15 protein-coding genes and 1 tRNA gene are annotated in these 13591 nt (G+C 52.3%); 14 read left to right on the top strand and 2 right to left on the bottom strand.

The genetic code is table 11. The features are described 5' to 3' along the window. Window positions 1–361: 361 nt before the first annotated feature. From JW984_09350 to JW984_09290, 13 genes are all read left to right on the top strand, one after another. Window positions 362–799, top strand: a complete 438-nt coding sequence (locus tag JW984_09350) for an FprA family A-type flavoprotein (GenBank protein ID MBN1573385.1) — start codon at window positions 362–364, stop codon at window positions 797–799. A 43-nt stretch (window positions 800–842) separates the two neighbouring features. Continuing rightward, entirely contained in the window at window positions 843–2900 is a 2058-nt protein-coding gene (locus JW984_09345) for a thioredoxin domain-containing protein (protein MBN1573384.1), read from the top strand. Between the two features lie 66 nt (window positions 2901–2966). Beyond that, a complete protein-coding gene (locus JW984_09340) occupies window positions 2967–3596 on the top strand; it encodes a molybdopterin-dependent oxidoreductase (GenBank protein ID MBN1573383.1) in 630 nt (209 codons plus the stop codon). A gap of 84 nt (window positions 3597–3680) precedes the next feature. Beyond that, entirely contained in the window at window positions 3681–3842 is a 162-nt protein-coding gene (locus JW984_09335) for a rubredoxin (GenBank protein MBN1573382.1), read from the top strand. A 57-nt stretch (window positions 3843–3899) separates the two neighbouring features. After that, window positions 3900–4139 (top strand): glutaredoxin family protein, encoded by a 240-nt coding sequence (locus JW984_09330; GenBank protein MBN1573381.1) that lies wholly within the window; start codon window positions 3900–3902, stop codon window positions 4137–4139. Between the two features lie 26 nt (window positions 4140–4165). After that, window positions 4166–5353, top strand: coding sequence for an FAD-dependent oxidoreductase (locus JW984_09325; protein ID MBN1573380.1), 1188 nt, complete (start codon window positions 4166–4168; stop codon window positions 5351–5353). Between the two features lie 462 nt (window positions 5354–5815). Beyond that, window positions 5816–6193: a desulfoferrodoxin gene (locus JW984_09320; protein ID MBN1573379.1), complete on the top strand. Its 378-nt coding sequence runs from the start codon at window positions 5816–5818 to the stop codon at window positions 6191–6193. 5 nt (window positions 6194–6198) lie between these two features. After that, a complete protein-coding gene (locus JW984_09315; protein ID MBN1573378.1) occupies window positions 6199–6720 on the top strand; it encodes a ferritin in 522 nt (173 codons plus the stop codon). Window positions 6721–6832: 112 nt separating this feature from the next. Continuing rightward, window positions 6833–7366: a ferritin family protein gene (locus JW984_09310; GenBank protein MBN1573377.1), complete on the top strand. Its 534-nt coding sequence runs from the start codon at window positions 6833–6835 to the stop codon at window positions 7364–7366. Between the two features lie 76 nt (window positions 7367–7442). Beyond that, a complete protein-coding gene (locus JW984_09305; protein ID MBN1573376.1) occupies window positions 7443–8024 on the top strand; it encodes a redoxin domain-containing protein in 582 nt (193 codons plus the stop codon). After that, window positions 8025–8642 (top strand): peroxiredoxin, encoded by a 618-nt coding sequence (locus tag JW984_09300; GenBank protein MBN1573375.1) that lies wholly within the window; start codon window positions 8025–8027, stop codon window positions 8640–8642. A 59-nt stretch (window positions 8643–8701) separates the two neighbouring features. Further along, window positions 8702–9241 carry a hypothetical protein gene (locus JW984_09295; protein MBN1573374.1) on the top strand — a complete coding sequence of 180 codons (540 nt, stop codon included), beginning with the start codon at window positions 8702–8704 and terminating at the stop codon, window positions 9239–9241. Between the two features lie 227 nt (window positions 9242–9468). Beyond that, on the top strand, window positions 9469–9957 hold the full coding sequence (locus JW984_09290; protein ID MBN1573373.1) for a ferritin family protein: 489 nt from the start codon (window positions 9469–9471) through the stop codon (window positions 9955–9957). 357 nt (window positions 9958–10314) lie between these two features. On the opposite strand, the gene JW984_09285 is transcribed toward JW984_09290, so the two are convergent. Together JW984_09285 and glk are read right to left on the bottom strand one after the other, a co-directional pair. Then, window positions 10315–12015, bottom strand: coding sequence for a glucose-6-phosphate isomerase (locus JW984_09285; protein ID MBN1573372.1), 1701 nt, complete (start codon window positions 12013–12015; stop codon window positions 10315–10317). A gap of 165 nt (window positions 12016–12180) precedes the next feature. After that, complete coding sequence (gene glk / locus JW984_09280; protein MBN1573371.1) at window positions 12181–13179, bottom strand: glucokinase; 999 nt, start codon at window positions 13177–13179, stop codon at window positions 12181–12183. A gap of 295 nt (window positions 13180–13474) precedes the next feature. Between glk and JW984_09275 the strand changes: the two genes are divergently transcribed. Then, window positions 13475–13549, top strand: a tRNA-Thr gene (locus JW984_09275). Window positions 13550–13591: the final 42 nt, after the last annotated feature.

Below are 13591 nucleotides of genomic sequence, written 5' to 3'. Positions count from 1 at the left end.
TCTTTCCAAATCCATCGCAATAGGCGCCTTTTTCGCTTCCAGAAATCTCAATGGCAATGGCTGAGATTTTCCCTTCGGGTGGGAGCTATAATATTATCGGGCCGAATTCCGAAGTCATGGGAACTTCCAGGGCTGCCGAAGGACGGCAAGCGGCTCCATCGCAGATGGCGAAAAAATTACACAAATAGTAATTATTATTGATTGTAATTTAAGGTTTCGGTATTATATTATGTAATATATAATATGAATGCGTAATAGGCGGATGGTTTATGGAAGGCGCTTTAAAAAAATAAAAGGGTCTAAGTCCCTGCTCTTACGGTTTAATAAAGTTACAGCTAAAAAGTAAAGGGGGTGTTATAGAATGAAAAAGGTATTAATTGCATACGCTTCGAGGACGGGCAATACCCAGCAGATCGCCGAGCAGATCGCCGAGGGGGTGCGCCTCGGCGGGGCGGAGGCGGTGGTAAAGGATGTAAAGGAGATTAAAGAGGTCGAGGAGCTGGACGGTTACGCCGCGATCATATTGGGTTCACCGACTTACCACGGGGAGATGCTCCAGTCGGTTAAGACCTTTCTCTTTCTTATGGAGGAGGCCAAGCTGAAGGAGAAGGTTGGCGGGGTATTTGGCTCCTACGGATGGAGCGGCGAGGCGCAGGACAGGATTTACAATACAATGAGAAATATCTTCGATATGAAAGTGATGGGCGGGGCGTTCAGGTTGAAATCGCCGGAGGCTAAGGGCGCTGTAAAGGCGTCGCATGACTACGGCCGCACAATAGTAAAGAAGCTTAGGAGATAGCTTATTGCCGGGCAGAAGAAGCTGAAAAAATTTGGAAGATGAAATGACAAATCGTCTAAAAAAGGAAAAGAGTCCCTACCTCCTTATGCACGCGGAAAATCCCGTGGAGTGGTATCCCTGGGGTGACGAGGCGTTCAGAAAGGCGAAGGACGAGGACAAGCCGATCTTCTTCTCCATAGGCTATTCAACCTGTCACTGGTGCCACGTCATGGAGAAAGAGTCCTTTGAAGACGCCGATCTGGCCGGGATATTGAACGAGCACTTCGTCTCGATAAAGGTGGACAGGGAGGAGCGCCCCGACATAGACAATATTTACATGACGGTTTGCCACGCCATGACCGGAAGCGGCGGCTGGCCCCTCTCGATATTCATGACTCCCGAAGGGAAGCCCTTTTACGCCGGAACATATTTTCCCAAGAGGGGTAGAATGGGGATGCCTGGATTTATAGATATTATAGCGGAGATTGCGGCCCTGTGGCGGGACGATCGGGGACGTCTCGTTAAGGTGGGAGAGGACGTTACGAGCCTTTTAAGGAGTGATTCCCTAAAATCCGTTGGCGAGGCCGCGCCGGAATCGGCAATCATGGAAAAGGCCTACAGGGGAATTGCCGACATATTTGATAAGAATCGGGGAGGATTCGGCCGGGCACCAAAGTTTCCAGTGCCCCACCGCCTCACGTTTCTGCTCCGCTGGTATAAGAGGAGCGGCGACAAGCTCGCCCTCGAGATGGTCGTAAAGACCCTCGACGAAATGAGGGGTGGCGGCATATTCGACCAGGTCGGCTTCGGCTTCCACCGCTACTCCACGGATGAGAGGTGGCTTGTCCCCCACTTCGAGAAGATGCTCTACGATCAGGCGCTCCTCGCCGTTGTCTATATCGAGGCCTTTCAGGTCACGGGTGATGCGAGGTTCGCAGAGACGGCGCGGGAGATATTTACCTACGTTTTGAGGGATATGACGTCTCCAGAGGGGGGCTTCTATTCCGCGGAGGACGCCGACACCGAGGGGAGGGAGGGCCTCTTCTACCTATTTACTCCGGGCGAGGTCAGAGACGTTCTGGGGGAGAAAGACGGAGATCTCTTCTGCCGCTTTTACGATATTAAGGATGGGGGGAACTTCGAGGACGGGATGAGCATCCCCAACGTCAAGACTCCGATGGGGGAGTTTGCGGAGAGGGAGGGTATCGATGTCGGGGACTTTAAGAAATTTATAGATGGTTCTCGGGCAAGGCTTCATGCCGTGAGGGAGAAGAGGGCGAAGCCCTTAAAGGACGATAAGATCATAACGGCGTGGAACGGCCTTATGGTGGCCGCCCTGGCCAAGGGGTATCAGGCCCTTGGGGACCGCGATTATCTAGATGCGGCCGAAAGGGGGGCGCTTTTCGTCCTGAATAACCTCAAATCAAAAGGGGGGAGACTAAAGAGGCGCTTCAGGAACGGGGAGGCGGCATTCCCGGGATTCGTAGACGACTACGCCTTCTTTGTCTGGGGGTTGGTCGAGCTTTACGAGGCCGAATTCCGAATCGACTTCTTGAGGGAGGCGGTGGCCCTAAACGATGTCATGCTCGGTCTCTTCTGGGACGAAGACGGTGGTGGATTGTTCTTCTCCAGAAACGACGGGGAGAAGCTGATCATAAGGAAGAAGGAGATATACGACGGGGCGACGCCGTCAGGAAACTCCGTGGCGGCTAAAAATCTGCTGAGGCTCGCGAAGATAACGGGAGACGTCAGGCTTGAGGAGAGGGCGGAGGAGCTGATAAGATCGTTTCTGCCGACAGTCGGGCGGGACCCTCACGCCTACACCCAGTTTCTCGAGGCGCTGGATTTTTTGATGGGGCCGTCAAGGGAGATAGTCATCTCGGGCTATCCGGATAATCCGATAACGAGGGGAATGGTGGAGTCGGTACAGAGGAGGTTCATCCCAAATAAGGTCTTGATCCACGCCCTTAGCGATGGTGACTTAAAGGAGCTGTCAGAGATCTCCCTGTTCCTGTCGAATATGGATATGGCAAGTGATAAGCCCGCGGCCTACATCTGCGAGGGCTACGCGTGCAGGGCCCCGATTTACGACATCGAGACCCTAAATAAGGCATTAACATAGCCTGATTATAGGTTTGAAACATTAGTGCGAGATTAATTTAGAAAAAAATTACAAAAGAGGTTGAAAATGAATATAATGGAGATCAAGAGGGGCGCCCTTTTCGCCTCCATTTTCGTGGCGCTCTTTCTCACCTTCGCCTCATGCACGGAGGGCGAGGAGATAAGGAACTACGAGGGGAAGCACCTTGACAAATTCGACCGCGCCTACGACAATTCAATTCGCGGGCCTCAGAAGATAGACAAAGACAAATACAGGCTCGAAATAAAGGGTCTTGTGGAAGAGCCCGTATCCCTTACCTATGACGAGGTGCTGTCGCTGCCGCACGTGAAGAAGGCGATTACGCTCCACTGCGTCGAGGGATGGAAGGAAGCTCTTCTCTTTGAGGGGGTCAGATTTCACGACATTTTCGAGAAGGTAAGGCCGAAGGAGGGAGTAAAGAACGTCGTGTTTTACGCCGAGGACGGATATTCTTCCTCTCTCCCCTATGATTTTATCGTAAAAAAGGATTTGATGCTCGCCTATTCGATCAACGGGAGGATTTTGGACGAGAGGAGGGGCTTTCCCTTTCAGGTGGTGGCGGAATCGAAGCTGGGTTATAAGTGGGTCAAGTGGGTGACAAGGATAGAACTAATAGACACCGACTACGAGGGCTTTTGGGAGAAGAGGGGCTACTCCAACGAGGCCGATGTGAAATGATGATCCGATGTGAGGAGGTCGGTTTGTATAGATTTTGATGGAGTTTCAAAAGAGGAGTCTGATAGACTTTAGAGGAGGTTTTTCATGGACAAGTATGTATGTACCGTATGCGGATACGTTTACGATCCCGCCGAGGGGGATCCCGACGGCGGAATCAAGCCGGGGACTCCCTTCGACGATCTGCCCGAAGACTGGGTTTGTCCCGTCTGCGGGGCGTCCAAGGACGAGTTTGAAAAAGAGGAGTAGGCGCAAATAAACAGGGAAGGTGTTTTTATTATCAAGAGAACAAGGAGGTTTTTTTTAATGGAGCAGAAGAAGGTAACTCTATTTTCAACTCCCACGTGACCCTTTTGCAAGAGGGCGAGAGAGTTCCTTTCGCAGAAGGGGATCGAATATGTGGACCATGACGTGACCTCGGATAACGAGGCCATGGAAGAAATGAGGAAGTTGACCGAGGGCGGGCTTAGCGTCCCGGTAATCAAGATTGGCGATGAGGTAATCGTCGGTTTTGACAAGGGGCGGATAGAGGAACTCCTTGGATAGGGCGTAAAATATCGTACGGAGGGGTTATGAAAGGCGTAACGATATATACCCTTAGGGGGTGTCCCTTTTGCAGCAGGGCAAAGGCGTTCTTGACCGAAAAGGGAATAGAGTTTCACGAGATAGAAGTGGAGCCGAGGTCCGAGGGGTGGAAGGAGATGAAGGCCGCAACAGGCAGCGGCTCCCTTCCGCAGATAATCGTGGGCGGTGAGCCGATAGGGGGCTACGGCAACCTCGTTACCCTGGAGGCGGTAGGCGAGCTCTGGGACAAGCTGGGCAGGCCGAGGCCGGGAGATGCGCCGCAGATATACGACCTGATAATAATAGGGGGCGGGCCGGCGGGCCTGAGCGCCGCCATATACGCCGCCAGAAAGCTCATGAAGACCATTATCATCAGCAAGGATATCGGGGGACAGGTAACCTGGACCTACGACATAGACAACTACCTCGGGTTCTCAGAGATCGACACCGTGGAACTCATCTCGAAGTTCGAAGAGCACGTCGGGAAATACGGGGTCGAGAAGATGGAGGGGGTCGAGGTGGTATCGGTAGACCTCGCCGGCTCGATAAAGAAGGTCTTTTGCGACGACGGCGCCCTTTACAACGCAAAGACGGTCATCCTGGCGATGGGAAAGCGCCCGAGATCGCTGGGCGTTCCGGGGGAAAGGGAGCTGGTCGGCAAGGGCGTGGCGTACTGCTCGACCTGCGACGCCCCCCTGTTCAAGGGGCTTAAGGCCGCAGTGGTGGGAGGGGGCAATTCGGCCCTGGAGGCCGCCCTGGATCTCATCAACGTGGCAAAAAAAGTGTACCTGATATCGCTGACGCCCCTTACGGGGGATCCGATATTGATAGACAAGGTTATGGCTTCCGAAAAATCGGAGATCATCACCGAGCACAACACGCTCGGCATCAAGGGGGACAAGGTGGTTTCCGGTATAGAGATAAAGTCCCTGAAAGACGGCAATACAAGGGTTCTCGAGGTGGACGGGGTCTTCATCGAGATAGGGCTTCTCCCCAACTCGGAGCTCGTGGTGGACACCCTGACCACAAATGCGATAGGCGAGATCGTCGTCGATTCCCAGTGCAGGACGGGGATGGCCGGGGTCTTCGCCGCCGGTGACGTCACCGATGTCCTGTTCAAACAGGTGATAATAGCGACGGGGGAGGGCGCGAAGGCCGCTCTCTCGGCATATAATTATATAATAAGCAGGAAGTAGTTTTTCGGGGGGATTATTGTGAATCGGCCCGCGGAGGCTATAGGCCGAGAGGTCATTTATCAAGATCAAATATCATTTTGTCATCCTATCTTTCTACGACGGAAGCTTTTAAAAAATCGCTGTCTGATTTTCACAACCATTTCCCCTTGACCCGATTGTCCCGAAACGGTTGACCCCGTTTTTGAGTCGATGAACGGCGGCCGAAAAAATATTGTCTCCATTTCCCGGAGGACATTTCTGTGTGGTTTGCCGCCGAAAATTCGGAAGAAATCTGTTTAAAGGGGTGTCAATAGCCTGTACTGCCTTGATGAAATTTCAGATTCCTCCGAAACGGCGTTGACATTTTTCATTTAGTTGATAGATTATATACAATAATGATAACCAGTATCATTATTGTGAATGAGGGCAACCTATAATAGGTTTTCAATTTTTTAACAACCTAAAATAATAGGGGAGGTAATCATGACAGAAAGACTACAGATTTACAAGTGCGAGGTATGCGGGAACATAGTGGAGGTACTTCACGAGGGCGTCGGGGAGCTGGTCTGTTGTAAACAACCGATGAAGCTCTACAAAGAGAACACGGTCGACGCCGCCAAAGAGAAACACGTCCCTGTTTCCGAAAAAACCTCGGAGGGGCTATTGGTAAAGGTCGGGGAGGTTCCCCACCCGATGGAGGAGAAACACTACATAGAGTGGGTGGAGGTAATCGACGACAAGGGGAGGGCCTACCGCAGGTTCCTGAAGCCGGGTGACAGCCCCGAGGCGTCTTTTAATATCTCCGGGTCTGGCCTTACGGTCAGGGAGTACTGTAATATTCACGGTCTTTGGAGGGGGTAAGAAACATGTTAAACAAGAAGGTGGAAGAGGCGATAAACAAACAGATCGTAGCGGAGCTCTATTCCGCCTACCTGTATCTGTCAATGGCGGCCTATTTCGAGTCCGAGAGCCTTAAGGGGATGGGACAGTGGATGAAGGCCCAGGCCTTCGAGGAGCTGTATCATGCAATCAAGTTCTACGAATACGTCAACGAGCGCGGGGGAAGGGCCGTTCTTTCCGCCGTAGATCAGCCGCCCAAGGAGTGGAAATCTCCACTCGCCGTATTCGAGGCCGCCTATGGCCACGAGCTGAAGGTCACCGATATGATCAACAACCTTGTTGATATAGCAAGAAGCGAGAACGACAAGGCCACGGAGTCTTTCTTGGGCTGGTACGTAGACGAGCAGGTGGAAGAGGAGGCCAACGCCGACGAGATAGTGAACAAGTTGAAGCTCATGGCGGACGCCCCGGGCGGCCTCTACATGCTGGACGAGAAGCTGGGTCAGAGGGGATACATCTGGCCAGGCGCCGAAGCCGCGGCGGAATGATAATGCATAAACCGGGTGTCTCTCCTATTTGACGGCGATCGAGGAGAGTTTTATCATATTATATATGCAAGGGGGAGCCTAGACTCCCCCTTGAGAAAGAGGTGGTGATAAAATGACTGATGAAAAAGAGGTATCCTTGAAGATGCTTAGTACGGCGCTTGAGATGGAGAAGAAGGGAATATCGTTTTACGAACAGGCCCTTTCAAAATGCAGGAACGAGGTGGGCAGGGAAATATATACGATGCTCAGAGATGACGAGAGGGTCCATATCGACAGGATAATGAAGATATATTCCTCCCTGGAGGCTGGGAGCGACTGGATCGAGGAGTGGAAGGGCCAAAAGCTCTCCCACGGCGACCTGGGCGGCCTGTTTGTCGACCTTACAAAGAGGCACGGCAAAGATTTTACCGCCGACGCCGATGACATCCAGGCCCTGGATGTTGGGGTCGATTTTGAGCTTACGGCAGTGGACTTCTACCTGAAGCACCTCGAGAGGGCCGAAGACCCGAAGGAGCGGGAGTTTCTGGAGCTTATGGTGAAGGAGGAGAGGAGTCATTTCAAGATACTCGACGATATGAGGTTTTATCTGACCGATCCGGAGGCTTGGTTCATGGAGATGGAAAAGAGCGGCTTGGACGGCGCCTGATACGGCGCTTGTGTGTAAGATTGAAATTAAGTATATAAACGTTTTTATTTGCAAAATCGATTTGATGGGGGTTATAATGTCTAAGCTGAAAACCATTGCATTCTTCCTCCTTTTGGTGTTTTTATTCTCATCTACCCCGCCCTTGTGGGGTAAGGTGAATCTGAAGCCGGGGGATTCTTTCCCGGATATAGAGCTTAAAAAGCCAAAAGGTTCGGAAGACAAGAAATACCTCGGTTTAAAGGGCTGGGGCGGTTTCACAATAGGGGATATAGGGGCGGAGGTGGTAATCATCGAGCTCTTCTCCATGTACTGTTCCCATTGCCAGAACGAAGCGCCCCTTACGAGGAAGCTGTATGAGATAATCGAGGCCGATCGGAGGCTCAAGGGGAGGTTCAAGATTATAGGGATCGGGATCAATAACTCCGATTTTGAGGTGAACTTTTTCAAGGAGAAATACAAAATTCCGTTTCCTCTCGTCTCAGACGACGAAAACATGGTGGAGAAGACGGTCGGAAAGGTCCTTACTCCCCACTACGTGGTTGTGAGGATAACCGGCGATGGAAGGACAAGGGTCATCTTTTCCGAGGCGGGGAGACTGGAGGACCCAAAAGTCTTTCTCGATATGATTTATAAGCTCGAATTTTCGGGGGGTAAATAGATGTTTTTCATAAATAAAACAGGATGGATATTTACCCTGCTGGCAGTTGTCGCCCTGTCTCTGATCCTTGTATCTCCCGGCGCCCTTGCGGAATCCGGGGCGATGGCGGGCAGCATTTACGATCCTGGAAGGCTGAAGCCGACAGACAGCCGGCTTAAGGTAAAGGTGGGCGATGAGGCCTTCGATTTTACCCTTCCCGCAGTTGGCGGGGAAAAGGTCACGCTGAGTCAATTTCGCGGCGTAAAAAACGTTGTTATCTCCTTTGTCCCGGCGGCGTGGACGCCGGTCTGCTCCGAGCAGTGGCCCGGATACAACATCGCCAAGGAAATGTTCGATCAATACGACGCGGTGCTTTTGGGGATAACCGTGGACAACGTCCCCACCCTCTTTGCGTGGACGAGGGCCATGGGGGAGATATGGTTTCCGGTTCTCTCCGATTTCTGGCCCCACGGCGAGGTGGCCGATAAATTCGGGATTCTGAGGTCCGACGGCCTTTCGGAAAGGGCTATATTCATTATAGACAAAAAAGGCGCTATAAGGTTCATCAAGATAAACGATATAAATGAGAGGCCCAAGCTTGAGGTCATAATAAACGAATTGAAGAAGCTGAAGGATTAACCGTATTAACGCGGATTTAAACAGGAACACGACAAGGAACTTGATGTAAGGATTTGAAAATGATTAATGAAAGACTTGTAAGAATCGTTAGAGGCAAAAAGGATAATATTTTGGGCCTCTGGTTGAAGGACTTCAAAGAGGCCAGGACCCTGAGGACGGAAGAGGGAGTAGATGAAACCAAATTTAAGCTGATGATGGCGGATGTGCTTGAGGGATTCGACAATGTGATGGAGAAAGATGTCTCCAAGTACAGGCTCTGTCTCGATTTCACGAGAATCGGCGACGAGTTCTTCAAGGACAACTACGCCATTCACGATATTGTCAACGCCCTCACAATACTGAAGAAGGTGATTATGGAGGTGGTGACGACGGAGGGGTTTTTCAGCACCGCCTTTGAGCTCTATCAGCTTCAGGAGTTGAATAACAAGGCGGTTCTCTATTTCGACAGGGCGATATATTATGCAGCCCTCGGCTATGAAGACAGTATGAAACAGCTCATGGAGGACAAGGGTGATATAGGCAAGCTCAAGAAGTTCTTCGGCGCCACGGAAGGGAGGATGAAATATATTCACAGCTGTGCCCTCGAGGCTGAGAAGTAAGCCGGGTTTCGGGATCTGGGATTTTTCATTTTCAGATTGAGCTGGCGGGAGATTCACGGCGGGCGGCTCGGATAGAGGATCGTATTTTTGAGAGGGAGTGGAGGGGGAGTGGTTTGGGAGAGGGTGGGGGGCGTCAGTCAGATGCAGGTATTGGGTCGGCTTGGTTTTATGACCTGTTGATAGAACAATCCTTAATCGGAAAATCCGATTTCACAAAGGAGTTGAAAATGGCCTATGTTTTTAGCATGGACGAGGTCTTTGAAATCGCGGAGCAGATAGAGAGGAACGGGGCCAAGTTTTACAGGAAGGCCGCCCGGTCTTTTGACGAGGACGGCAAAAAGATGCTCCTCGACCTTGCGGAGATGGAAGAAAATCACGAAAGACTTTTTTCAGAGATGAGGCGTGATTTCGCCGAGGAGTCCAAGCTGCCCGAATCGTTCGATCCAAACGGGGAGGCGGCCCTCTATCTGCAGGCGATTGCCGACGGCTACGTCTTCAAGTTTGACGAGGACCCCTCGGAAAAGCTCAAGGGTACCGAGAGGATGGAAGATGTTTTAAAAATCGCCATCGGACTCGAAAACGACTCCATAGCCTTCTATACCGGCATCCGCGAGGCGGTCCCGGACAGGCTGGGCAAGGACAAGGTCAGCAGTGTTGTGATCGAGGAGATGGGACACGTCAGGATCTTGAAGGAAAAGCTTGTCTCTCTGAAATGAGGGGTGGGGGTTTGTGTGAGGTTGGGAAAGTGTTGTTCCGTGAAAAGACAGGCGGTTTTTTTTGATAACTTGAGAGGGCCATTTTTTTAGACCATTTTTATAGAACGTGAGGGACATCCTTTCACCCTGCGGGATTTTTAAAGGGCGGTCCCGGCGGTCTCTTCGATCCAAAATTTCTTGACTCCCGGCCTTTAAGGCGGGCATTTCCTTTTGTACTTGATCAATCCCCTGAATGTCAAAGGTGGTTTCCGTTCCCCGCTCGCGGTTCAAATCGGGCGGTTTCATTTCATCGGGTGCGGGACATCGGGAGAGGATCGGGAAGGCGGACCTTGACCGTTGAGATCAAATCGGCAAGGGTCAGAACGCCCTCAATAACAGCTCCAGTCCCCCTTTTATGTTCCCGCCTAAATGAAACCTGACGACCTTTCGCCCGGCGTTTGTGAGGGCGTTCATGTCCCCCATCGCCTGGGCGGCCTTCAAAACGCCAAACGTAATGTTAGACTCGTTTCCCCCAGCCTCGTCAGGAATCGGGACATCCAGCTCGTCGTCGGCGGTAAACTGGATGAAGATGCCGCCGCCGGAGTCCCCCTTGTGGAGCTGGCCGGTGGAGTGGAGAAAGCGGGGGCCGTATCCGAACGTGGTGGCGACCCCGAATCTCTCCCTGATTCTTTGGCGGAAACGCGACATGTTTTTTCCTATCTCTTCTTCCGGCTTGAGGTAGGCCATAAGCGCCACGTACCCCCCGGGTTTGACGTTTTCTAGAAACGAGATCATCGCCATCCCCGGGTCGGCCGCGGTCATCCCCCCGTAGACGGTTATGTTGTCACCCGCAGCGGTCAAAGTCTCCTCCGGGAGCCTTCCCTCCTCTTTATATCGGGCAACCGCCTCCTTGGCCAGGACCTTTGCCGCCTCCACGTCCGGCTGCTCGAAGGGATTTATTTTGAGGAGGTGGCCGGAGACCGCCACCGCCATCTCCCAGAGGAAGAACTGCCCCCCGAGGTCGTAGAGGTCAGACAGGGAAAGTCTGACCACGGGCCGGCCGGCCCCCTCAATATCGGCGATAAAGGAGTCTTGAGCCGTGTCCCCCTCAAGCCCTATTTTTACGAAAAACCGGTCGTCTCCGTAGAGGCTCGGATCTCCCAAAGGCTCGTTTACCACAGGTAATATACCCACTCCCTCCTTTCCGGTGCTCTCAGCGATCAGCTGCTCGACCCAGTCGCCGAAGGAGGCGAACTCCGGCGAGATGATAAACGTGGCCTTGTTTACGGAGGCGCCGTGAAGCGCCCCCATCAGCGCCCCAAGCCTGACGGCGTCGCTTTCTCCCCCTTCAGGGCCAGAATCCCTCGATTCGGAGGCGACCTCGACTGCCCTTTCAAGAAGCGTTTCTATATCCATGCCTATCAGGGCCGCCGGCACGAGCCCGAAATGGGAGAGGGCGGAATAACGCCCCCCGATGTTCGGGTCGCTGAGGAATGCCTTGCGGAAATTCAACATCCCGGCTACCTCCGCCAGGGATGACCCTGGGTCGGTTATGGCGATGAAACCCTCCCCCGCCCGTTTTGCTCCGAGCCTCTTTAGGGCGAGGTTGTAGAAGCATTTGAAAAAGGAGAGGGTCTCCACGGTCGTTCCCGATTTCGTGGAGACGATAAAGAGGGTCTTTTCGATATCGAGCCGGTCGGCGAATCCCGACACCGCCCCGGGGTCGGTGCTGTCGAGGACGGCGAGGTCGAGGAATCCCTTTTTGACGCCGAAGGTCTTTCTGAAAAACTCGGGGGCGAGGCTCGAACCGCCCATCCCCATGAGGAGGGCGTTTGTGTAACCGGCCGACTTCACATCCTCCACGAACTTAACGATTTCCCCCACGTTTTCCATCATAGCGTCGGCTATCTCAAGCCACCCGAGGCGGTTTGTAATCTCCCTCGGCTCCGGCTTCCATACCATGTGGTCGTGCCCCCATATCCTCGAGACTACCTTCTCTCTTTCCATATCGTGGAGAGCGCGGTTCAGCTCATCCTGAAAATCTCCCGTAAAAAAGGAGGCCTTTTTTCCTTCCTTCATTCGCAACTCCTAATGTATAAAAGCGGTGTATTATTTTTTAGGCCAAAAACGGTATCTCTCATTTCCCCGTTACAAACGGAAATCCGGGCCGGTCTTGGCCTCGACAAGGCCGGTCTCGGTGAATCGAGATCGATTCGTAAAAAAGTCGCCCGTTGGCCCAATATCTTACTCTCTATAAAGATCGAGGCCATAACGGGCGGTGCCGATCAGGGCGGCCTTTGGATTCATAATCACCTTTACGGGAACGGCGGATAGGAGCTCCGCAAATGCCCCTTTGTCAAGAAAAGCCTCCATAAAGCGCTCTTCCTTGAGACGGGAGATGATTCGCGGCGGAATCCCGCCGCCTATGTAAAGGCCTCCGGTGGCGGCCACCTTGAGGACGAGGTTTCCCGCCTCCCTCGCCAATACCGAGATAAATATGGAGAGCGCCTCCTCGCAGATCTTGCATTCCCTCTCCGTGGAGAGGGCGGCGCCGACTATGATCGGCGTCGGGTCGTTCGCCCCTTTAAGCTCATCGGAAAGCCAGACCGACTCTCTAAAGTCTCCGCAGTCCTTTAAGAAGTTATATATGTTCGGTATCCCCTTTCCGCAACAAACGTCCTCGTAGCTTACGTGTTTGTGGCTCCGGTAAAGGTATTGCATCAATTCGATTTCGCGTTGGGTCTTCGGGGCGAAATCGACGTGTCCCCCCTCGGAGGCGTGCGGGCGATAGCGGTCGCGATCTCCGTCCCATGTCAGGAACGCCTCACCGAGGCCAGTGCCCGGGGCGATGACGGCGATGGGAGTCCGATTGACGGGCACACCCTTATTCAGGGTTGTCAGGTCTTTGTCCTCAAGGCAGGCAATGCTGTACGCTATGGCGCAGATGTCGTTGAAGAGGTCCACGTTTTCAACGTTCAGGGTTTCTTTTAGCCTCTCCACGTCCACCGTCCACGGGAGATTTGTTATCTTCGCTCGGCGGTCAATGACCGGACCCGCCACACCGAAGCTCGCCCTGGTTATCTTGACTCTGTTCTCCTTGATGAACTCGTTAAGGAGCGTATCGAGGTCCGGATACCGATCGCTTGGATATGTTGCCGAGGTTATGGGGTTTTGCGGCCGGCTGTCGGCCGAGTAGATTCCCAAGATGGTCTTGGTGGCGCCTATATCGCCGACAAGCAACACTGGTAACCTCCATTGTATCGATTGAGTTGAGCTCGCTTAATTGCGTTTTACTTGTATGGCCGATATATATAAATCAAATTTTCACTTGAACAGCGTTTCGGTTTTTCAATGGTATATTATAGCAGAAAAGGAGTGTTAGACAAGTGGGTAAGAAAGTTTTTTGATGGAATTTTAGATAAGGCGGGGTAATAGATACAGATGTCTTGAGTTTCAAAACGGTGTGAACAAAATATTCTTTTGATCATCTAACGTCTTGACAAAAAAAACAAAAGGGTATATTTTATCATAGCATTTTGCCGGAGTAGCTCAGAGGTAGAGCAGTTGATTCGTAATCATCAGGTCGGGGGTTCAACTCCCCCCTCCGGCTCCAGTGATTTCAAGGGGTTATGAGTTTTTCATAGTTCCTTTTTTT

The sequence above is a fragment of the Candidatus Zymogenus saltonus genome (assembly GCA_016929395.1).
Taxonomy (GTDB): Bacteria; Desulfobacterota; Zymogenia; order Zymogenales; family Zymogenaceae; genus Zymogenus; species Zymogenus saltonus.
Note: the sequence above shows the minus strand (reverse complement) of the source record. Positions and strands in the feature narration are given on the sequence as shown.